The organism is Flavobacterium sp. CHNK8 (assembly GCF_019774515.1).
In the GTDB taxonomy this organism is placed as follows: Bacteria; Bacteroidota; Bacteroidia; order Flavobacteriales; family Flavobacteriaceae; genus Flavobacterium; species Flavobacterium tiangeerense.
Genome location: NZ_CP081492.1, coordinates 1,799,111 through 1,821,230 on the forward strand (window position 1 = coordinate 1,799,111; position 22,120 = coordinate 1,821,230).

The 22,120-nt window shown below is 34.7% G+C and carries 18 protein-coding genes; 12 read left to right on the forward strand and 6 right to left on the reverse strand.

Annotation, left to right across the window (positions count from 1 at the left end):
* Window positions 1-95: 95 nt before the first annotated feature.
* The 5 genes from K5V07_RS07595 to K5V07_RS07615 form a co-directional block, all read right to left on the reverse strand.
* Complete coding sequence (locus tag K5V07_RS07595) at window positions 96-1,220, reverse strand: SDR family oxidoreductase (protein ID WP_221916994.1); 1,125 nt, start codon at window positions 1,218-1,220, stop codon at window positions 96-98.
* Window positions 1,221-1,308: 88 nt separating this feature from the next.
* On the reverse strand, window positions 1,309-2,181 hold the full coding sequence (locus K5V07_RS07600) for a nucleoside phosphorylase (protein WP_221916995.1): 873 nt from the start codon (window positions 2,179-2,181) through the stop codon (window positions 1,309-1,311).
* Window positions 2,182-2,309: 128 nt separating this feature from the next.
* A complete protein-coding gene (locus K5V07_RS07605; protein WP_210789620.1) occupies window positions 2,310-2,639 on the reverse strand; it encodes a translation initiation factor in 330 nt (109 codons plus the stop codon).
* Between the two features lie 53 nt (window positions 2,640-2,692).
* Window positions 2,693-3,076, reverse strand: coding sequence for a GxxExxY protein (locus K5V07_RS07610; protein ID WP_166134453.1), 384 nt, complete (start codon window positions 3,074-3,076; stop codon window positions 2,693-2,695).
* Window positions 3,077-3,193: 117 nt separating this feature from the next.
* Window positions 3,194-4,144, reverse strand: coding sequence for an isopenicillin N synthase family oxygenase (locus K5V07_RS07615; RefSeq protein ID WP_221916996.1), 951 nt, complete (start codon window positions 4,142-4,144; stop codon window positions 3,194-3,196).
* Between the two features lie 167 nt (window positions 4,145-4,311).
* Between K5V07_RS07615 and K5V07_RS07620 the strand changes: the two genes are divergently transcribed.
* Together K5V07_RS07620 and K5V07_RS07625 are read left to right on the forward strand one after the other, a co-directional pair.
* The gene (locus K5V07_RS07620; protein WP_221916997.1) at window positions 4,312-6,288 is read left to right on the forward strand and encodes a thiamine pyrophosphate-dependent enzyme; all 1,977 of its coding nucleotides are present in this window, start codon (window positions 4,312-4,314) and stop codon (window positions 6,286-6,288) included.
* 293 nt (window positions 6,289-6,581) lie between these two features.
* Window positions 6,582-6,806, forward strand: coding sequence for a hypothetical protein (locus K5V07_RS07625; protein WP_221916998.1), 225 nt, complete (start codon window positions 6,582-6,584; stop codon window positions 6,804-6,806).
* Window positions 6,807-6,838: 32 nt separating this feature from the next.
* Here K5V07_RS07625 and K5V07_RS07630 read toward each other — a convergent pair whose 3' ends face one another.
* Window positions 6,839-8,383, reverse strand: a complete 1,545-nt coding sequence (locus K5V07_RS07630) for a hypothetical protein (RefSeq protein ID WP_221916999.1) — start codon at window positions 8,381-8,383, stop codon at window positions 6,839-6,841.
* A gap of 154 nt (window positions 8,384-8,537) precedes the next feature.
* Here K5V07_RS07630 and K5V07_RS07635 point away from each other — a divergent pair, with 154 nt between their 5' ends.
* From K5V07_RS07635 to K5V07_RS07680, 10 genes are all read left to right on the forward strand, one after another.
* The gene (locus K5V07_RS07635; protein WP_221917000.1) at window positions 8,538-9,713 is read left to right on the forward strand and encodes a 2-isopropylmalate synthase; all 1,176 of its coding nucleotides are present in this window, start codon (window positions 8,538-8,540) and stop codon (window positions 9,711-9,713) included.
* A 29-nt stretch (window positions 9,714-9,742) separates the two neighbouring features.
* Complete coding sequence (leuB, locus tag K5V07_RS07640; RefSeq protein WP_221917001.1) at window positions 9,743-10,846, forward strand: 3-isopropylmalate dehydrogenase; 1,104 nt, start codon at window positions 9,743-9,745, stop codon at window positions 10,844-10,846.
* A gap of 273 nt (window positions 10,847-11,119) precedes the next feature.
* Window positions 11,120-12,793, forward strand: coding sequence for a dihydroxy-acid dehydratase (ilvD, locus tag K5V07_RS07645; RefSeq protein ID WP_221917002.1), 1,674 nt, complete (start codon window positions 11,120-11,122; stop codon window positions 12,791-12,793).
* Window positions 12,794-12,849: 56 nt separating this feature from the next.
* Complete coding sequence (gene ilvB / locus K5V07_RS07650; protein WP_221917003.1) at window positions 12,850-14,544, forward strand: biosynthetic-type acetolactate synthase large subunit; 1,695 nt, start codon at window positions 12,850-12,852, stop codon at window positions 14,542-14,544.
* 74 nt (window positions 14,545-14,618) lie between these two features.
* Window positions 14,619-15,137: an acetolactate synthase small subunit gene (gene ilvN, locus K5V07_RS07655; protein WP_221917004.1), complete on the forward strand. Its 519-nt coding sequence runs from the start codon at window positions 14,619-14,621 to the stop codon at window positions 15,135-15,137.
* Window positions 15,138-15,193: 56 nt separating this feature from the next.
* The gene (gene ilvC, locus K5V07_RS07660) at window positions 15,194-16,663 is read left to right on the forward strand and encodes a ketol-acid reductoisomerase (RefSeq protein ID WP_221917005.1); all 1,470 of its coding nucleotides are present in this window, start codon (window positions 15,194-15,196) and stop codon (window positions 16,661-16,663) included.
* A 519-nt stretch (window positions 16,664-17,182) separates the two neighbouring features.
* Complete coding sequence (gene acs, locus K5V07_RS07665; RefSeq protein ID WP_221917006.1) at window positions 17,183-19,090, forward strand: acetate--CoA ligase; 1,908 nt, start codon at window positions 17,183-17,185, stop codon at window positions 19,088-19,090.
* A gap of 130 nt (window positions 19,091-19,220) precedes the next feature.
* Entirely contained in the window at window positions 19,221-20,351 is a 1,131-nt protein-coding gene (locus K5V07_RS07670) for an NAD(P)/FAD-dependent oxidoreductase (RefSeq protein WP_221917007.1), read from the forward strand.
* Window positions 20,352-21,062, forward strand: coding sequence for a methyltransferase domain-containing protein (locus K5V07_RS07675; protein WP_221917008.1), 711 nt, complete (start codon window positions 20,352-20,354; stop codon window positions 21,060-21,062). It begins immediately after the preceding gene.
* Window positions 21,059-22,111, forward strand: coding sequence for a type III polyketide synthase (locus K5V07_RS07680; RefSeq protein WP_221918158.1), 1,053 nt, complete (start codon window positions 21,059-21,061; stop codon window positions 22,109-22,111). Before K5V07_RS07675 ends, K5V07_RS07680 begins: the two co-directional genes overlap by 4 nt.
* The last annotated feature ends 9 nt before the right edge of the window (window positions 22,112-22,120 follow it).

Consider the following 22,120-nt stretch of genomic DNA (forward strand, 5'->3'; position numbering starts at 1 on the left):
TTTTTTTTTTTTAGCCCTGATAGAAGCGGCATCCTCTTGTGGTAGCGCTAGCGAACACAAGAGATACAGCGGATAGCAGGAAACAGCTCCTAAAATTACACATTTATATCTTTAAAATGCTGTTTTTTTGCGTAGCGAATCATGTTGGTAAAAGCGTCGTCATCTAAACTCGGAATTTCTAAAATTTGGTTCAGAATTTCGGTGTCGTACTCGTTAGCCGCTGTTGTAAAATACGGACTCAAATGCTTACCAATGCTCTCGTAATACAATTTTTCGATCGTGTTTTGATAGGTAAAGTCTTTTGTGTTTTCTATTAAAGTAAAATTAGAATAGCCAACCTCTTTCATAATCAATTTCAATCCGTTAGCCATGTTAAAGCTTTTTCTGTGGACTATGTTTAACTGTTCAATATCTTTTCGTTGAAAAACTGAAACAATAACTTTTGCAACATAATCTACAGGAATAATGTTTAAAACCGTATCGGGATTGACAATAAACCTCACGTTTTCTTGATCGCCTTTGCGTTGCGAGGTAAAGTGGAAAAATTTGGCCAACAAATAAAACACCATGTATTTTGAGATAAAATAGGGGTTTTCAGGAGTAAGCAAGTTGCCGCCGATAACGCTGGGACGCAAAATTTGAAAAGGCAAACCTATTTTTGTACAAGCTGTTGCAATGAAATTTTCAGAAGCAAATTTCGCGTTTTCGTAAGCATTGCGGTGTTCAGGCTCAAAATTTAAGGAATGAAAATCGTTATCAATCATTCCTGTTCGGTTGCCTGATGAAAATGCTGTTCCGATGTAAATAAATTTGGTAATAAACGGATGAAAAAGTTCAAAAATAGACTTGGTGATCGTAGTGTTTTCGTTAAAAATTCTTTCGCGCTGGGATTCGTCTGTAGACAAATTGACCAAACCAGCCGAGTGAATAAAATACGCTCCTTTGATTTTTTCGGTTACCGTATTTTGAATATCAGCTAAATCTGTATCAATGATTTCGATAAATTTTTGAAGTTTTTCAGAACCTTGCTGAAGCAAAACAGAAGGTGTGTAGCTGCTTGTCAGTAATTCTTTGATACGATCGTGGGCCGATTTTTTTCCTTTGTTTCGCGCTATCAAAAAGAGTTTCCCATCGGGATTAGAAGTACTAAAAAGTTCTAGAATTTCATACATGACGTGCGATCCTAAAACGCCCGTGGCACCGGTAAGTATTATTTTCATTCGTTGTTTGTTCAAAAAACAAATGTAGTTTTAAAAAAGAATAAATTGTTTTTTAAAACTACAAATGTATGTGTCGAGAATTATGGATTTAGATTCCTGCGGCCAATTTATCTAGCGTATACGCAATTAAGGCATCTACTGCTTTATAAGGATCTTCGCTAAAAGTTCCAGATGCACGATTGGCAATGATGGCGTTTAATGACAAGGCATTGTGTCCTAAAAGTGCCGAAAGTCCATAAATTGCAGCGGTTTCCATTTCTAAATTGGTAATTTGACTTTCTCCAAATTTAAAATTATCCATTTTTGAATTCAATGCTTCATCCTGAATGTTCAAACGGAGAATGCGTCCTTGTGGTCCGTAAAAACCACCAGCAGTTGCTGTGATTCCTTTGTGCATTTGGTCGCTTTCAATCACTTTTTCTAATTTTTCAGAACAAGCAATTACGTACGGTTTTCCTTTTTTGAGATCCCAATTAGTATGTGTTACGAAAGCATCTTCTATCTCTAGATTCGAAACTTCGTCAATTAAATAGGAGCGAAGCATGTTGTCTAATCCCAATCCAAATTTAGATAGTACAAAACTATCCACAGGAATATCAGCTTGCAAAGAACCCGAAGTTCCGATACGAATAATATTCAAGGAAGTTAAATTTTCTTTTGGCTGACGCGTTTCAAGGTCAATATTTACCAAAGCATCAAGCTCGTTGATTACGATGTCAATATTATCGGGACCAATACCGGTAGACATCACAGTAATGCGCTTGCCTTTAAAAATTCCGGTTTGGGTTTTGAATTCTCTTTTTTGAGTCGAAAATTCAATACTATCGAAAAATTGAGTGATTTTCTCCACACGATTTTGATCTCCAACAAAGATGATATCGTGCGCAATATTTTCGGGTTTTAAATTCAAATGGTAAACGCTACCGTCTGGATTTAATATTAATTCTGATGATTGTATCATTATTTTTTTTGTTTAAAGTTTAAGGTTTTAAGTTGCTCAACTGAATATTAAAACTGAGAATATTTACTAAGACTATTCACTAAGTCTGTTCACTAAGCTTGTTCACTGAGACTGCAAACTACTCATTATCATCCTCCAACACGTTTTACTTTGAATCCTTTTAGTTTTAATATTTCCATTATTTTATCTCGGTAATCCCCTTGAATGATAATCGAATCGTCTTTGAAGGTACCGCCCACGCTCAGTTTGGTTTTGATTTCTTTGGCTAAGATTTTAAAATCTTCATCCGTTCCTTCATAACCTTCAATGATGGTGGTTGCTTTTCCTTTACGTTTTTCAAATTTACAAATCATTGGCTCTTTTTGAACGTATAATTCGTGGGGTTCAGGTGTTACAACCTCTTCTGGCAAGGGTTCGTGATCAGGGAAAAGGTTTTTTAATTGGTCTTGTAAGTCCATAACTTTATAATTTTGAACGCGGATAATACGGGTTTTACGGATTTACGCGGATTTTATTTTCTATTATTTTGATATACTTTTCTAATAAATTCTGGTTTTTTACCAAAGTTTAAAAGCAATCCAACTTCGCAATTTGTCGCTTTTAAATAATTGATTAGTTGAAATTCATTTGCTTCGACTATATACTCTTGAGCTTTTAACTCTAATATTACTAAGTCATTTACGATAATATCAGCATAGTAATCACCAACTTCAATTTCTTTATAATATACTTTGATTTTTTTTTGAGCTTCAACATGAAAACCATTGGCTTTCAGCTCAAAATATAATGCATTCTGATATACTCTTTCCAGAAAACCATATCCTAACTCATTGTAAACGTCAAAGAATATTTTTATAATTGACCTAGTTAATTCTTGATGTAAAATACTACTCATAAATTCAAATATCAGTGTAAATCATTGTGAAATCAGCGTTATCCGCGATCCAATTCTAGGAAAAACAAAAAGACATCAAGCGAACTCGATGTCTTTCTTGAACTATTGAATTAAAATTTATTTTTTGATTAAACCTAAATCTACTAAACGCTCGTAAAGGTAATCACCTGCAGTAATGTCCTCAAATTGTTTTGGGTTTTCAGCATCGATACAATTTTCTAAGCAATTCAATGGCATATCGCTCACTGGATGCATAAAAAACGGAACAGAATAACGTGAAGTTCCCCATAATTCACGTGGAGGATTCACTACTTGATGAATAGTCGATTTCAATTTGTTGTTCGTATGACGTGATAACATATCACCTACATTAATAACTAATTCATCTGGTTCAGCAATTGCATCAATCCAATCTCCATTGTGATTTTGAACTTGCAATCCTTTACCTTGAGCACCCATTAACAACGTAATCAAGTTGATGTCACCATGAGCAGCAGCTCGAATAGCATTTTCAGGCTCTGATGTAATTGGAGGGTAATGAATAGGTCTTAGGATAGAATTTCCATCTTTGGCATAATTGTCAAAATAAAATTCATCTAATCCTAATCGCAATGCTAATGCTCTTAATACAAAAACACCTGTTTTTTCTAACATTTGGTAGGCTTCTTTTCCTACCACGTTAAAACGAGGTAATTCTTTTACTTCAACATTTTCAGGATATTCTGCAGCATATTTCGAATCTTCAGACACATACTGTCCAAAATGCCAAAATTCTTTCAAATCTCCTTCTTTTCTGCCTTTGGCGTGTTCTGTTCCAAAAGAAACATAACCTCTTTGTCCGCCAATTCCAGGAATTTCATAACTGCGTTTGGTTTCTAATGGTAGGGCGAAAAAATTTCTAATTTCACCATACAATTCTTCAACTAACTGATCATTTAAAAAATGCCCTTTGAGTGCTACGAAGCCAATGTCTTCAAATGCACTTCCGATTTCATTTACAAATTTTTGTTTACGTGCCGGGTCATCCGACAGGAAATCACGCAAGTCAACACTAGGAATGTTTTGCATACTTAAATAATTTTATAAATTGCAAGGAATAAATCTTGCAGTTACAAATGTAAAGAATAATTTTATATCTGAATTTTAAATTTTACAAACAACATGAAAAAATATAACAAAATAATATAAAACTGTTATATTTTTTTATCTTTGAACCATACATTAAAACCGAAACCATGATCTTCGACAGAAAAAATCTTACTGACATTCAATTATTAGATTTATATAAACGAATACTAAAACCACGACTAATAGAGGAAAAAATGTTAATCCTTATTCGTCAAGGTAAAGTATCAAAATGGTTCTCAGGAATTGGTCAAGAAGCAATTTCTGTAGGGGTTACCGCAGTTTTAGATTCAGATGAATACATTTTGCCTATGCATAGAAATTTGGGAGTATTTACAGGAAGAGATATTCCGTTATACCGCCTTTTTTCGCAATGGCAAGGCAAAGCCAATGGTTTTACAAAAGGTCGCGATCGTAGTTTTCATTTTGGCTCGCAACAATATAAAATTATCGGAATGATTTCGCATTTGGGACCGCAGTTAGGTGTGGCTGACGGAATTGCTTTGGCAAATAAACTCAAGAAAAACGGTAAAGTTACCGCAGTTTTTACGGGAGAAGGAGCCACAAGTGAAGGAGACTTTCACGAAGCTTTGAATATTGCTTCGGTATGGGAATTACCTGTTTTATTTGTAATTGAAAATAATGGATACGGACTTTCTACACCAACAAATGAACAATATAGATGTGAAAATTTAGCTGATAAAGGCATTGGTTACGGAATGGAAAGTCATATTGTAGACGGAAATAATATATTGGAAGTTGTAAACTTGTTATCAGAGTTAAAAGCTTCTATGAAAGAAAATCCACGTCCTGTTTTGCTAGAATTTAAAACATTCAGAATGCGCGGTCACGAAGAGGCGAGTGGAACAAAATACGTTCCGCAGGAATTAATGGATATGTGGGCTGAAAAAGATCCTGTAGAAAACTTTAGAAACTTTTTGTCAGAGAACAAGATTCTTACAACTGAATTTGATGAAGCGCTACGATTAGAAATTAAGAAAGATATAGACGACAGTTTGGCTCTAGCCAATGTAGAACCTGAAATAGAGGCTTCCTTAACTGAAGAGCTAAATGATGTATACAAACCATTTATATATGAGGAAGTTAAACCTTCAACGGAAAAAGAAAACATCCGCTTTATAGATGCTATTTCCAGTGCTTTGAAACAGTCTATGGAGCGCTTTGAAAACTCAGTCATCATGGGGCAAGACATTGCTGAGTATGGTGGAGCATTCAAAATTACTGATGGATTTGTAGCGCAATTTGGCAAAGAGCGCGTGATCAATACACCTATTTGCGAAAGTGCAATAGTTTCAGCGGGAATGGGACTTTCTATTAATGGTTACAAAGCGATTGTTGAAATGCAGTTTGCTGATTTTGTTTCTACAGGATTCAATCCAATAGTAAATTTATTGGCCAAATCGCACTATAGATGGCTAGAAAAAGCCGATGTTGTGGTACGAATGCCTTGTGGCGGAGGAACTCAAGCAGGACCGTTTCATTCACAAACCAATGAAGCATGGTTTACCAAAACTCCAGGTTTAAAAGTAGTTTATCCAGCCTTTCCGTATGATGCCAAAGGCTTGTTGAATGAGGCTATAAATGATCCGAATCCCGTATTGTTTTTTGAACATAAACAATTGTATCGAAGCGTGTATCAGGATGTACCAAAAGATTATTATACTTTACCATTAGGGAAAGCGGCTGTTTTGAAAGAGGGTGATTCGGTAACTATTATTGCTTTTGGAGCGGCAGTTCATTGGGCAATTGATACATTGGATAAAAATCCTGAAATTTCAGCAGATTTACTTGATTTAAGAACGCTTCAACCTTTAGACACCGAAGCTATTTTTGCTTCTGTAAAGAAAACGGGGAGAGCTATTATTTATCAGGAAGATTCCATGTTTGGCGGAATTGCTAGTGATTTATCAGCCATGATTATGGAGAATTGTTTCCAATATCTTGATGCACCAGTTCAGCGTGTTGCAAGTCTAGACACACCAATTCCGTTTACAAAAGCATTAGAGGATCAATATTTACCCAAAGGCAGGTTTGAAAATGCTCTTAATGCCTTGTTGGCGTACTAATTTGGAAGTTATTTTAGGTTGCTTTTAGTATTTTAATTCTAAAAATACCCTAAAATCCAATATATAATGATAAAAAGGAGGATGGTTCCAAAACAACCGCCTCCTAATTTTTTTGCGCCATATCCGGCGATGATAGTTTTAAAAAATCCGTTCATATTTTTTTATTAAAAGTAACTATAAGTTTTTACATTCCAAACTTTTTATTGTTGTGCATTTTTTTCGAAAATAATTCAATTGAATTTGTAGTAACAAAATGATGTTTCTATTTTTGGAAAAAAAATAAAAACGTTGTCATGAAGCCGCTTAACGAAAAATTATTAGTCAAAGATGCCACTATAAATAAAGTACAATTTGACAAAGAATGGTTTTATAAATTAGATGATATGGCTTTTTACTTGAAAGAAGACCTTTCAGAAGTAGAATTTATTTATTTACCAATGCTTATTGATGGTGAACAAGAGTTTGTAAAATGTTCCAGTTTTGAGGATATATTGCGCGGTCGTAAAGAAATTGAATAGAAAAGGAGGCATTTTAGCCTCCTTTTTGTTTTTTACCGATTGTTTAGTTTTGCTTTTTCCTTTATTATGACGCTAATCTTGCGATTTTCTATTTTACTTTCTAACCAGGAAATGATATCGAGATATAAAAAGGCACGTTTTTCATAGGTATTTTGTTCTAATTCGACAAAACGAGTTCGCATTTTGATAAACTCTTTCTTGATATCTGTCGGATAAATAGAGTTTAAATTTTTGAGGAATTTGATAATTTCTTTTTGTACCTCATGCAAGTCGTTCATTTTGAGTAAAAACTTATACGTATTTTTGAGTTGATTTTCTAAGTAGTAATCTTTCCCTAATTCATAATGTGCTATCAAGCACAGCAAGCGTGCAAAACACATTAAATCCTCACGCATACTAAGATTTTTGTTGTTGATAATTTTCTCCAAGTACAAAATGCATTCTGCATATTTTTCGTTACCAAAATAAATAGAAGCAAATTTGTAGTAAAACAACATTTCGTGATGCTCGTCAAGGTGATCCGTATGCATTTTCAATTTATACAATACTTCTGGAATCAAATATTCACTTTCTGCAAAAGTACCTTCCAAAATGTGTAAATTAAGTTTATTGTTGTACACATATAAAAAGGACAAACTCGCAATATTATCATTTACAGGAAAGCGGGAATCTTTAATGGTTTCCTCCAGCAATTCAAGATATTCTTTGAACTTGGTTTTGTACTTCAACATATACAAGGATTCCAATAAGTAATGATTCCCTTTTAAGAAAAAAACGGGATTCAAGTATATCATACTTGGATTTTCGTAAAATAGAGTCACCCATTTTAAGGCATATTTATAACAAGACAAAAAATCTTGTACCAAAAAACTACGCCACAAATTAGCATTGTAAAACCAGTATTTTTCTCGAAAACCAAATTTCTTTTCGTCGAGTTTAGCGGTGTGTTTTTTAAAGTAGTCATCAATATAGGTATACTCTGCATCGGTTTTTACATACCCAGTTTTGAGCATGATGCCGTACAACTGCAACGACAAATTAGATAACTTACTTGATATAGTATTGCGATAGTTCAGCTCCTTCGCTTGCACCACTAATTCATCTGCGCGGCCTTGAATACTTCGAGTAATATATTGTGATTCGATTAGTTTTTCGAATTCTACAATCTCATAGGCCATTAACTTTTCATCATTCTCCAAAGCCAAAATTTTGGTTTTATCCAAGATTTTCAAACTTTGTTTATACAAACCTTTGTTATACAAAATAGCTGCAAAATCAATTTGCTCTCGCAATTGGTAGCGCATATTTTGACTCGGAATATTCAACCGAATACTCACTAAAATTTGTTTGTACAAATAGGATTTAAGATTTGACAATTGCACTTTTTTGATACTCCCACTTTTTAAAATCAGTTTTTCATCATAAGCTTCTGATTTATCTAAAATAGTAAAGAGTTCGATAAATTTTGTATTGGAACTAGTCTCTAATCTACTTGCAAAAATTTTAAATTGTCTTTTCTCAGATTTAGAAAGGGACTTTATTAATACAAATAAAAAATCTTTTTGATGGTTAGCCATTGTAGAATAGTATAACTTAATGTTTTGTTAATCAGTATTTTATAAAGTTTAAATACCCCTTATGAGCAGTATATTTCAGGAAATAGTGTTTTCTATCCAACTAATGAAAGATATTTTTGTTTCAAGTTGTGCAAATTACATTAAATAAATTAAAATGAATAGAGAGAAAGTTCAAATTTTTGATACCACCTTACGTGATGGAGAGCAAGTCCCAGGATGTAAGTTAGACAGCAACCAAAAATTAGTGATTGCAAATCGATTGGATGAAATGGGTGTAGACATTATTGAAGCTGGTTTCCCTGTTTCTAGTCCAGGTGATTTTTTATCTGTTTCAGAAATAAGTAAGGTTGTTAAAAATGCCGTAGTTTGCGGATTAACTCGCGCTGTAAAAAATGATATTGATGTAGCCGCACAAGCGCTTCAATATGCCAAAAAACCTAGAATTCATACGGGTATCGGAACTTCTGATTCGCATATTTTTCATAAATTAAATACTACCAAAGAAGATATTATTCTACGTGCCAAAGCGGCTGTAGCTCACGCCAAATCGTACGTAGAAGATGTAGAGTTTTACGCTGAAGATGCTGGAAGGACCGATAATGAATTTTTAGCACGAGTCTGTGAAGAAGTTATTAAATCAGGCGCTACCGTATTAAATATTCCAGATACAACAGGTTATTGTTTGCCCGAAGAATATGGTGCAAAGATAAAATACCTCAAAGAAAATGTAAAAGGTATTGAAAATGTGGTTTTATCATGTCATTGCCACAATGATTTAGGAATGGCAACCGCCAATTCAATCGCAGGTGCTATAAATGGAGCTAGACAAATAGAATGCACTATCAATGGAATAGGAGAGCGAGCAGGAAATACGGCACTTGAAGAAGTGGTAATGATTTTCAAACAGCATCCGTATTTGAATTTAGATACCAATATTAATACTCGACAATTGAACGAAATGAGTCAATTGGTTAGTGAAAGTATGGGAATGATTGTACAGCCCAACAAAGCAATTGTTGGGGCAAATGCCTTTGCACATAGTTCCGGAATTCATCAAGATGGAGTTATAAAAAATAGAGCTACTTATGAAATCATGGATCCGCTTGAAGTGGGTGTAAATGAATCTTCGATTGTATTGACCGCCCGAAGTGGTAGAGCAGCATTGGCTTACAGAGCAAAAAAAGTAGGTTATGAATTGACTAAAATGCAACTTGATGTGGTTTATATTGAATTCTTAAAATTTGCTGATATTAAAAAAGAAGTAGTAGATCAAGACATTCATCAAATAATTGAAGCTTGTAAAATCAATAAGGAGTTAGTTTTAAATTAAACAAATCCCCTAAACTAAAATCAAATATTATGAACTTAAAAATAGCAGCACTTGCAGGAGATGGAATAGGACCAGAAGTAATTTTACAAGCCAAGAAAGCTTTGTATGCCATTGGTGTCGTTTTCGATCATGAATTTGTTTTCGAAGATGCCCTAATTGGATCAATTGCAATAGAAAAGACGGGAAATCCATTACCTGAACAAACTTTAAATCTTTGTTTAAATACAGATGCTGTACTATTTGGAGCAGTTAATGATACGGTACCAAGCGCTGCAGTAAGACCAATTCAAGGAGTATTGAACTTGCGTCAAGCGCTAGGTCTTTATGCCAACATAAGACCTGTGAAACCGTATGCTGATTTGCTTGATTTGTCTCCGTTGAAACGAAAAATTATCGAAGGAGCTGATTTTATTATTTTTAGAGAATTGTCTGGCGGATCTTATTTTAGTGAGAAAAAAAGCAACGAAACGGGTACGTTTGCCTCTGATCTTTGCGAATATTCTGAAGAAGAAATTATCCGAATCAGTCATTTAGCTTTTCGAACTGCACAAAAAAGAAAGAAAAAATTAACCTTAGTTGACAAGGCAAATATTTTAGAAACCTCGCGTTTGTGGCGCAAGGTGGTCACTGAACTTTCAGAGAGCTATCCTGACGTAGTTCTAGAATTTTTACTAGCGGATGCTGCTGCGATGCAAATTATAATCAATCCAAAACAATTTGATGTCATTTTAACTGAAAATTTATTTGGAGATATTTTATCAGACGAAGCTAGTGTTATAACCGGCGCAATCGGTTTATTGCCATCGGCATCTTTAGGAAGTTCGTCGGCTCTTTTTGAACCCATTCACGGCTCTTTTCCGGAAGGGAAAAATAAAAACATCGCTAATCCTATTGCCTCAATTATTTCAGCAGCAATGTTATTGGAGCACTTTGGTTTGCATGCCGAATCTTTAAAAGTGTGCGAAGCGGTGCAAAAAGCAATTGAACTAAATGTCGTAACCGCTGATTTGAATCCGTATTCTAAATTCGGAACCAATGAAGTGGGCGATTTTATTGCCAATTATATTCTAAGCAAAGACGACTTGTATTTTAAAAGCGACAATGTTTACATAGGACAATCTACTATTGTATAGGATGTTTTGTTAAAGTAATGACATTAACTATAAGAATAATTTAAAATATTGAGATTTTGTTTTTTTTAGTAGCATTAGTTTTTATAATTTTGCGTCTTATAAAAAGAAAACATGAGAATTTCAATTATTATAATTTCTGTAATTAATGTCAATGTGATTATCACATGTGCAGAGGGAATGGTATAAATATAATTGAAAAAATATTTAAAACCTCCCAATTATTTTGGGGGGTTTTTTTTTGGAATAAATTTAAAATACAGAAACAATCATATAATGGAATTAAATAAATACAGCAAAACGATTACTCAAGACGAAACACAACCTGCAGCGCAAGCCATGTTGTATGGAATTGGTTTAACCGAAGCTGATTTGAATAAAGCTCAAGTGGGCATAGTTAGCATGGGATACGAAGGAAATCCGTGTAACATGCATCTAAATGATTTAGCCAAAGACATCAAAACTGGGGTTTGGCAAGAAGATTTAGTGGGATTGATATTTAATACGATCGGTGTAAGTGACGGAATGTCAAACGGTACGGATGGAATGCGATTTTCATTGGTATCACGAGATGTTATTGCTGACTCTATTGAAACAGTTGTTGGCGCACAATGGTACGATGCAGTAATTGCAATTCCAGGTTGTGATAAGAACATGCCAGGATCTGTTATGGCAATGGGTCGACTCAATCGTCCTGCGATCATGGTTTACGGTGGCAGCATTCATTCTGGAAAATGGAAAGGAGAATCGCTAAACATTGTATCGGCTTTTGAAGCCCTTGGAAAAAAGTTTAACAATACGATTTCACCCGAAGATTTCAAAGGTGTGATTCAAAACTCTTGTCCTGGTGCGGGTGCTTGTGGCGGAATGTATACCGCAAACACCATGTCATCAGCTATCGAAGCTTTGGGAATGAGTTTACCTTACAGCTCTTCGAATCCAGCTTTAAGCCCCGAAAAAAAACAAGAATGCCTTGATGCGGGAAAAGCCATTAAAATTCTGTTAGAAAAAGATATCAAACCTAAAGATATCATGACGCGCGAAGCCTTTGAAAATGCCATTACGATGGTAGCAGTTTTAGGAGGATCAACCAATGCTGTCATGCACTTAATAGCGATGGCGCACTCGGTTGATATTGAAATAACTTTGGATGATTTTCAAAGAATTAGTGATAAAACGCCTTTGCTAGCCGACTTAAAACCAAGTGGGAAATACCTCATGGAGGATCTTCATGCTGTGGGCGGAGTTCCTGCTGTCATGAAATATTTATTAAAAGAAGGTCTATTACACGGACATTGTTTGACGGTCACAGGTAAAACTTTGGCCGAAAACTTAGCTTCTGTACCAAACTTAAATGACGGTCAAGATGTAATTCATGAAATTCAAAAAGCATTAAAAAGTACAGGAAATATTCAAATTTTATACGGCAATTTGGCTTCTGAAGGCTGTGTCGCAAAAATAAGTGGTAACGAAGGCGAGTATTTTGAAGGAGATGCCATTGTATACGAAAATGAACATGATGTTATAAAAGGAGTCCGAAACGGCGAGGTTAAACCTGGAAATGTAGTCGTCATTAGATACTGCGGACCTAAAGGTGGGCCAGGAATGCCAGAGATGCTAAAACCTACGTCAGCCATCATGGGTGCTGGTTTAGGAAAAAGTGTTGCTTTGATTACAGATGGCAGATTTTCTGGTGGTTCGCATGGTTTTGTGGTTGGACATATTACTCCTGAAGCTTATGATGGTGGTGGTATTGCATTAGTTCAAAATGGTGACATTATAACGATTGATGCCATAAAAAACACCATCAATCTTAAAATTTCGGATGAAGAGTTTGAAAGACGAAAATCACAATGGAAACAACCAGAAACGCAAATAAAAAAAGGTGTTTTACTAAAATATATTCGGTCGGTTTCAAGCGCCTCAACAGGTTGCGTAACTGATAAATAGCTTTTTTCAAAATAAATCTAAAAAAATCTGAAAGAAGCAGCACAAAAGAAATACAAATGGGAAATACAAAAATATCTGGCGCAGAAGCCGTTATCAAATGTTTATTAGAAGAAGGTGTGGATATCATTTACGGGTATCCGGGTGGTGCCATTATGCCAGTCTATGATGAACTTTACAAATTTAAAGACGAATTACATCACGTATTAGTGCGTCATGAGCAAGGAGCTACGCACGCTGCACAAGGATATGCTCGTGCAACTGGTAAAGTTGGAGTAGCAATTGCAACTTCTGGGCCTGGAGCTACCAATTTAGTTACTGGAATTGCGGATGCTCAAATCGATTCGACACCAATGGTTTGCATCACAGGTCAAGTTGGTAAACATTTATTGGGTTCAGATGCTTTTCAAGAAACCGACATTATCGGAATTTCAACTCCTGTTACCAAATGGAATTACCAAATTACGGAAGCTTCTGAAATTCCAGAAATTATTGCAAAAGCATTTTTTATCGCCAAATCGGGTCGTCCTGGACCGGTTTTAATTGACATTACCAAAAATGCACAGTTTGATGAAATGGAATTCAGTTACAAAAAATGTACTAGTATTCGAAGCTATCATCCTAAGCCGATCCTTAATGCTAATAAGGTACAAGAAGCCGCAGCTTTAATTAATAACGCTAAAAAACCTTTTATTATTTGGGGTCAAGGTGTTATTTTGAGTCAAGCAGAAGCCGAATTAAAAGCTTTAGTTGAAAAATCAGGTATTCCAGCTGCATGGACTATTTTAGGTTTATCAGCTTTGCCTACCGCACATCCTCTCAATGTAGGAATGGTAGGAATGCATGGTAATTACGGACCCAATGTACTCACAAATGAATGTGATGTATTGATTGCTCTCGGAATGCGTTTTGATGACCGTGTGACTGGAAACCTTGCTACTTATGCCAAGCAAGCCAAAATAATTCATTTTGAAATTGATCCAGCCGAAGTTGATAAAAACGTAAAAACAGATGTAGCCGTTGTAGCCGATTTGAAAGAATCGTTAACGGCCTTGCTACCGCTTATTGAAAACAATACGCATGATTCTTGGCACAATGAATTTAAAGCTAAATATGAAATTGAATTAGAAGCTGTCATAAATGAGGAGTTGCAACCCAAAAAAGAAGGGATTTCAATGGGTGAAACTATCGAAATGATTAACAAACATTCTAAAGGAGATGCTATTTTCGTTTCAGATGTGGGGCAACACCAAATGTTTGCTTGCCGTTACGGGAAATTCAATACGACCAAAAGTAATGTCACATCAGGTGGACTAGGAACTATGGGCTTTGCTCTGCCCGCAGCAATTGGGGCGAAAATGGGAATGCCAAATCGTGAAGTAGTAGCTATAATTGGTGATGGTGGTTTTCAAATGACCATTCAAGAATTAGGGACTATTTTCCAGACCAAAGTTCCCGTAAAAATTGTAGTCTTAAACAATGAGTTTTTAGGAATGGTACGTCAATGGCAGCAATTGTTTTTTGACAAAAGATACGCTTCAACCGAAATGATCAATCCAAATTTTATTGCAATTGCCGAAGGCTATTACATTAAAGCAAAAAAAGTCACTAGAAGAGAAGATTTGGATGACGCTGTTGCAGAAATGTTAGCATCACCTGATTCCTATTTCTTAGAAGTGATGGTTGAAAAAGAAAATAATGTATTCCCAATGATCCCAACTGGAGCATCGGTATCGGACATTCGTTTGTCATAAAATAGTTTATCGTTTGGAGTTTAGAGTAGAGAAACTTTGAACATTAAACATATAAACTTTAAACAAAAATTAAAATGGAAAATAAAACATTTACCATCTCCGTATATTCAGAGAACAACGTGGGTTTATTGAACAGAATATCAGGTATATTCTTAAAACGCCACATCAATATTTTAAGTCTGAACGTATCTGAATCAGAGATTGAAAACGTGTCTCGATTTATCATCGTGGTAAACACTACTGAAAAATGGGTACATAATATTGTAGGTCAAATTGAAAAACAAATTGAAGTAATCAAAGCGTTTTACCACGTTGACGAAGAAACAATTTTTCTTGAAAATGCGCTTTTCAAAATAGAATCCAGTTTGCTTTTTGACGAAAAACAAATCCAAAATATTATCAAAGAAAGTCATTCTGAAATTGTGACTGTAGCACGTGATTTTTTTGTGATTTCAAAATCAGGACAGCGTGCTGAAATTCAAGATTTATACGAAAAGTTGCAGCCTTTTGGAATTATGCAATTTGTTCGTTCAGGCCGAATTTCAGTCTCTAAAGAAAAAATGCAAATTTCTTCTTTGCTCGAGCAACTGTAGCTATAAACTAAAAAAAAACTAAAAACTAAAACTATATTTTCCTTAAAAAATACAAAATGGCAAATTATTTCAACTCACTACCACTTCGATTACAATTAGAACAATTAGGCGTTTGCGAATTTATGGACCAATCTGAATTTTCAGATGGAATCAATGCATTGGCTGGTAAAAAGGTTGTTATTGTGGGATGTGGAGCCCAAGGTTTGAACCAAGGATTGAACATGAGAGATTCAGGTTTAGACATATCATATGCTTTAAGAGCGGAAGCAATTGCAGAAAAAAGAGCTTCTTTTAACAACGCTTTCGATCACGGATTTACTGTTGGAACCTACGAAGAATTAATTCCAACTGCTGATCTAGTATGTAATTTAACACCAGATAAGCAACACACAGCTGTTGTAACTGCCATTATGCCTTTGATGAAAACTGGTGCTACATTAGCATATTCACATGGTTTTAATATTGTAGAAGAAGGGATGCAAATTCGCAAGGATATCACAGTAATTATGTGTGCTCCAAAATGTCCAGGCTCAGAAGTTCGTGAAGAGTACAAGCGTGGTTTTGGTGTACCTACTTTAATTGCAGTACATCCTGAAAACGATCCAAATAATGTAGGTTTGGCCCAAGCCAAAGCCTATGCAGTAGCTACTGGCGGTCATAGAGCAGGGGTTTTGCTTTCTTCTTTCGTGGCTGAAGTAAAGTCGGATTTAATGGGCGAACAAACCATTTTGTGTGGTATGTTGCAGACCGGATCGATTTTGTGTTTTGATAAAATGGTGGAAGAGGGAATTGACCCTGCTTATGCATCGAAACTAATTCAGTACGGTTGGGAAACGATTACTGAAGCTCTAAAACACGGTGGAATTACAAACATGATGGATCGCCTTTCGAATCCTGCTAAAATTGAAGCTTTTCGTTTGGCGGATGAATTAAAAGAAATTATGCGTCCGTTGTTTCAAAAACACATGGATGATATTATTTCGGGAGAGTTTTCTAAAAATATGATGATTGATTGGGCTAACGATGATATCAATTTATTGACTTGGAGAGCAGCTACAGCTCAAACTAATTTTGAAAAAACAGCACCAACTACAGCTCCTATTTCTGAGCAAGAATATTTTGATCATGGAGTTTTATTAATAGCAATGGTGAAAGCGGGAGTTGAACTAGCGTTTGAAACCATGACTCAATCTGGAATTATTGAAGAATCGGCGTATTATGAATCATTGCATGAATTGCCTTTGATTGCTAATACTGTCGCTCGAAAAAAATTATACGAGATGAATCGCATTATTTCGGATACTGCTGAATACGGATGTTATTTATTTGATCATGCATGTAAACCTTTATTGGTTGATTTTATGAAAACGGTACAAACAAATGTAATTGGGAAACCATTTTCAACCTCAAACGGAGTAGACAATAGCGTTTTGATTGCAGTTAACAAAACCATAAGACAACATCCTATTGAAGAAGTTGGAGAATGGTTGCGTGCTTCGATGACAGCTATGAAAAAATTAGATTAAAAATAAAATAAATTTCCACATATGAGGATGTGGCGGGATTGGCACTATATCATTTGATTTCATAATGTCTTGAGTTAGTTAAAAAGTGTTACAATGATCGATATGGATGCTTTTACACCTACTTAACTCTAAATTTCTGCGAGTTAAGTGGGTTAATCCCATTTTTTGTTCCAAAAAAGGAGCGATTATTTGCATTTATATTCGAGATTTTTAATGCTAATGAAACTTACTTTTTTTAAACCGACAGGAGGCCGAAAATTACTTTCATTTTTGGAACAAGATTTCGGACGACAAAATTTTAATTGTTTTTTATATATTTTTGTTTTTCATTAAGGCGCGAAAGATTGCACTTTCTCGCCTTTTTGTATGATATCTATTTGCTTCAAATAGGCTAATAACCTACATATTAATAAAAAATCACATCAAACATTCTCGATTTTACTTTTTTTTGTTGGTATTTATCATTTAAATAATTTTCTCAATAAGCATAGATTTAATACTTTTATAAAAAATTACACTATGAGTTACTACAAAATTGACAATCTAGAACAATACTTCAAACATTACAATAAATCAGTTCGTGAACCTAGAAAATTTTGGGGAAAAATAGCAGAGGAAAATTTCACTTGGTACCAGCAGTGGGACAAGGTTGTAGAATTTAATATGGCCGAGGCCGACATCAAATGGTTTACGGAAGCCAAAGTGAATATTGTCAAAAATTGCATTGATAGACATTTGGCAAAAAGAGGAGAAAAAACCGCTATAATTTTTGAACCAAATAATCCAGACGAAGAAGCTCTGCACATTACTTATAATGAATTGCACCAGCGTGTTTGTAAAATGGCAAATGTGTTGCGTGAACAAGGAATTAAAAAAGGGGATAGAGTTTGCATTTATTTACCCATGATTCCAGAATTAGCAGTTTCTGTATTGGCATGCGCCAGAATAGGAGCCATACATTCAGTTGTTTTTGCTGGATTTTCAGCATCGGCAGTAGCCAGTCGTATTAATGATAGTTCTTGCAAAATGGTGATTACGGCTGACGGTGGTTTTAGAGGAAACAAAACAATTGACTTGAAAAGTATTATTGATGAAGCACTAGAGAAGTGTACATCTGTCGAAAAAGTTTTAGTAGCCAAAAGAATTAACACCGAAATCAGCATGCAAGAGGGTCGTGACCAATGGTTACAACCTCTTTTAGATGAAGCTTCGGATAATAATGTTGCAGAAATAATGGATGCCGAAGATCCTTTATTCATTTTATACACATCGGGTTCTACTGGTAAGCCAAAAGGAATGGTGCATACCACAGCGGGTTATATGGTGTATACGGCATACACCTTTAAAAATGTTTTTAATTATGAAGAAAGTGATGTATTTTGGTGCACGGCTGATATCGGTTGGATCACTGGTCATTCATACATTCTTTATGGACCACTTTTAAATGGGGCAACTACAGTGATATTTGAAGGAGTTCCTTCTTATCCTGACTTTAGTCGTTTTTGGGAGGTAATCGAAAAACATAAAATCACTCAATTTTATACCGCGCCAACAGCCATTCGTTCTTTAGCTAAAGAAAACATAGAATTTGTACAAAAATATCCATTAAAATCTTTAAAAGTAATTGGATCCGTTGGAGAACCTATTAATGAAGAAGCTTGGCACTGGTACAATGACCATGTTGGGGACAAAAGATGTCCAGTTGTAGATACTTGGTGGCAAACAGAAACAGGAGGAATTATGATTGCTCCAATTGCCTTTGTAACTCCCACAAAACCAACCTACGCAACCTTGCCGCTTCCAGGAGTACAAGCTGTTTTGATGGATGACAAGCGCAATGAAATCGAAGGAAATCAAGTGGTAGGTAGTTTGTGTATCAAATTTCCTTGGCCAGGAATTGCCAGAACTATTTGGGGTGACCATCAACGTTATAAGGATACTTATTTTTCAGCTTTTCCCGGTAAATTTTTTACAGGCGATGGCGCTTTACGAGATGAAGTTGGTTACTACCGTATTACAGGTCGCGTAGATGATGTAGTTATTGTTTCGGGTCATAATTTAGGAACAGCTCCTATTGAAGATGCTATCAATGAACATCCTGCTGTTGCTGAATCAGCTATTGTAGGGTTTCCTCATGATATCAAAGGGAATGCTTTGTACGGTTTTGTTATCCTAAAGGAAGCAGGTGAAACCCGTAATAAGGAGAACTTAACTAAGGAAATCAACCAACATATTTCAGATCATATTGGACCTATTGCTAAGTTGGATAAAATTCAATTTGTTTCTGGTTTGCCAAAAACTCGTTCAGGAAAAATTATGAGGCGAATTTTAAGAAAAATTGCCGAAGGAGATTATTCTAACTTTGGTGACATTACAACCTTATTAAATCCTGAAATTGTTGAGGAAATTAAAGAAGGAAAAGTTTAATTACAAGAAGAGCCGTTTTATTTTAAAGCGGCTTTTTTTTTTGCTCTATTTTTTTAGACCATAATTATGTAAGTTTTTTTAAGTTTTATATAGCAAATGGTAATAAACTTATCCATAAATTTACTTCCAGATGAAAGACAAAGAAGTACTTATTATTGGTGGTGGTTTAGCAGGTTTGACTGCTGCAATTCATTTGTCTAAAATTGGACTTCAAGTAACGGTTATTGAAAAAAATAGTTTTCCAAAACATAAAGTTTGTGGAGAATATATTTCTAACGAAGTTTTACCTTATTTCAACTGGCTTGGTCTTGACCTATCTCATTTAAATCCTACGCACATTACTCATCTTGAATTTTCAACATCAAGAGGAAAAACTATTAAAAGCAACCTACCACTTGGAGGTTTTGGTATTAGTCGTTTTGCATTGGATCAATATTTGTATCAAATAGCAATCAAAAATAGCTGTATCTTTTTACAAGATACTGTAGAGAAAATTGTCTATAAAAACAATGAATTTAACGTAACTACACTTAATAACAACATTTTAAAATCTGAAATTGTTATTGGTGCTTTTGGCAAACGTTCTAATATTGACCAAAAAATGAATCGGGATTTCATAACTAAAAAGTCTCATTGGCTTGCAGTTAAGGCCCACTACACAGGAGATTTTCCTAATGATTTAGTAGGGCTTCATAATTTCAAAGGTGGATATTGTGGCGTTTCTAAAGTGGAAAACGATATTATTAATATTTGCTATCTAGCAGATTATGAAACATTTAAACAATATAAAAATATTGAAGAGTTTCAAAGTAATGTTCTAGCGCAAAACCCTCATTTGAACGTCATTTTCAATAAAACAAAAATGCTTTATGAAAAACCTTTAACAATAAGCCAAGTATCTTTTGAAAAAAAACAAGCTGTTGAGAATCATATTTTAATGATTGGAGATACTGCAGGACTTATTCATCCTTTATGCGGCAACGGGATGGCAATGGCAATTCATAGCGCTAAAATTGCTTCAGAATTAGTTGATAAATACTATACCAATGAAATCAAATCTCGAGGAGAATTAGAAGAAAAATACATACAGGAATGGAATTTTAACTTTAAAGAACGACTTAAAATGGGTCGGTTTTTATCAAATATTTTGCAAAAGCAAAAACTTTCAGGGGTATTAATGCCTTTATTAAGTATATTTCCTTTTTTATTATCTAAAATTATTAAAAAAACACACGGAAAAGCAATCCTTTTACAATTTTAAATGGCATTAAATACTAAGTACAGAACTGATAAACCAGAAATAATGGATGATTTTGCCTTAGAGGGCGAAATTTTAAGAGATGCTTTAGACAAAATAGCAAAAATCAATCAGCTATTAGGTGGAAATCAGTTGACTTTAAGAGGAGTACAAGAACTTATTCAACTATCTAAAAAAGAAGAAATTGTAATTGTTGACGTAGGTTGTGGAAATGGTGATATGCTGCGAACTTTAGCTGATTTTGGTATCAATAATAATCTAAATTTTAAGTTGATAGGGATTGATGCTAACAATTTTACAATTTCTCATGCAATACAATTATCCGAAAAATATACGAACATTAGTTATCGGTGTGAAGATATTTTTAAGGATTCTTTTAAGGAATTAAAATACGATATTATCTTGTGTACATTAACATTACATCATTTCAAAAACCATGAAATTGAAGATTTATTAAAAGTTTTCCATACGAATTCCTCGATAGGAATTGTAATTAATGATTTACATCGAAGTCCAATTGCTTACCGCTTATTCCAAGGTTTGTGTTTTGTATTTCAATTGAATGATATGTCTAGAGAGGATGGCTTGACTTCTATTTTAAGAGGTTTTAAAAAAGAAGAACTGATTCATTTTTCTAAAAAATTAAATTTTAAAAACTATAAAATTCATTGGAAATGGGCTTTTCGATACCAATGGATAATTTCGAAAATATGAGTGTAAAAATCAAAACAGTCGCCAAACAACTACCTAAATATTCAAGATCAACTGCTGAAATTATTCCTTTTTTGGACACTTGGTTGACAGGACAAGATGAACGATTTATCAGGAAAGTAAAGAAAATTTTTGAGGGAGCTGCTGTTGATAAGCGATATTCTATCATGGATCCAATTGAAGTATTTACCAAAACTTCTTTTGAAGAAAGAAATGACATCTATGTACGCGAAGTGATTGATTTAGGCGAAAAAGTATTAGAAAAAGCGTTAGAAAAAGCCAACTGGAACCCTGAAGATTTAGATTATATCATCACAGTAAGTTGCACTGGAATTATGATTCCATCATTAGATGCCTATTTAATTAATAAATTACAATTGCGACAAGATATCGTGCGACTTCCTGTGACTGAAATGGGTTGTGCTGCAGGAATTTCAGGAATTATTTATGCAAAAAACTTTTTGCAGGCCAATCCTGGAAAACGTGCTGCTGTAATTGCAGTTGAAAGTCCAACAGCTACATTTCAATTGGATGATTTTTCTATGGCCAATATAGTAAGTGCCGCCATTTTTGGCGATGGAGCGGCTTGTGTCCTTTTATCATCACATGAAGACGACGACGGACCTGAAATTCTAGCTGAAGAGATGTATCATTTTTATGACAATATACACATGATGGGTTTTAAACTCACCAATTCGGGTTTGCAAATGGTATTGGACATTGAAGTTCCCGAAACGATTGCTTCGCATTTTCCTGATATTATTCATCCCTTTTTAGAAAAAAATAATTTAAAAATGGAAGATATCGATCATCTGATTTTTCATCCAGGAGGAAAGAAAATAGTACAAACGGTAGAAAGTTTGTTTTCAAGTTTGGGTAAAAATATAGACGATACCAAAGAGGTTTTACGATTGTACGGAAACATGTCTAGTGCAACGGTTTTATATGTTTTAGAACGAATAATGGACAATCAGCCTAAAAAAGGGGAAAAGGGTTTAATGTTGAGTTTTGGTCCAGGATTTTCCGCCCAAAGAGTTTTGTTACAATTTTAATTCACGTTT

Coding starts and splice junctions, on each gene's coding strand:
- K5V07_RS07595 (WP_221916994.1), bottom strand. CDS start 1,220: ATGAAAATAATACTTACCGGTGCCACGGGCGTTTTAGGATCGCACGTC.
- K5V07_RS07600 (WP_221916995.1), bottom strand. CDS start 2,181: ATGATACAATCATCAGAATTAATATTAAATCCAGACGGTAGCGTTTAC.
- K5V07_RS07605 (WP_210789620.1), bottom strand. CDS start 2,639: ATGGACTTACAAGACCAATTAAAAAACCTTTTCCCTGATCACGAACCC.
- K5V07_RS07610 (WP_166134453.1), bottom strand. CDS start 3,076: ATGAGTAGTATTTTACATCAAGAATTAACTAGGTCAATTATAAAAATA.
- K5V07_RS07615 (WP_221916996.1), bottom strand. CDS start 4,144: ATGCAAAACATTCCTAGTGTTGACTTGCGTGATTTCCTGTCGGATGAC.
- K5V07_RS07620 (WP_221916997.1), top strand. CDS start 4,312: ATGATCTTCGACAGAAAAAATCTTACTGACATTCAATTATTAGATTTA.
- K5V07_RS07625 (WP_221916998.1), top strand. CDS start 6,582: ATGAAGCCGCTTAACGAAAAATTATTAGTCAAAGATGCCACTATAAAT.
- K5V07_RS07630 (WP_221916999.1), bottom strand. CDS start 8,383: ATGGCTAACCATCAAAAAGATTTTTTATTTGTATTAATAAAGTCCCTT.
- K5V07_RS07635 (WP_221917000.1), top strand. CDS start 8,538: ATGAATAGAGAGAAAGTTCAAATTTTTGATACCACCTTACGTGATGGA.
- leuB (WP_221917001.1), top strand. CDS start 9,743: ATGAACTTAAAAATAGCAGCACTTGCAGGAGATGGAATAGGACCAGAA.
- ilvD (WP_221917002.1), top strand. CDS start 11,120: ATGGAATTAAATAAATACAGCAAAACGATTACTCAAGACGAAACACAA.
- ilvB (WP_221917003.1), top strand. CDS start 12,850: ATGGGAAATACAAAAATATCTGGCGCAGAAGCCGTTATCAAATGTTTA.
- ilvN (WP_221917004.1), top strand. CDS start 14,619: ATGGAAAATAAAACATTTACCATCTCCGTATATTCAGAGAACAACGTG.
- ilvC (WP_221917005.1), top strand. CDS start 15,194: ATGGCAAATTATTTCAACTCACTACCACTTCGATTACAATTAGAACAA.
- acs (WP_221917006.1), top strand. CDS start 17,183: ATGAGTTACTACAAAATTGACAATCTAGAACAATACTTCAAACATTAC.
- K5V07_RS07670 (WP_221917007.1), top strand. CDS start 19,221: ATGAAAGACAAAGAAGTACTTATTATTGGTGGTGGTTTAGCAGGTTTG.
- K5V07_RS07675 (WP_221917008.1), top strand. CDS start 20,352: ATGGCATTAAATACTAAGTACAGAACTGATAAACCAGAAATAATGGAT.
- K5V07_RS07680 (WP_221918158.1), top strand. CDS start 21,059: ATGAGTGTAAAAATCAAAACAGTCGCCAAACAACTACCTAAATATTCA.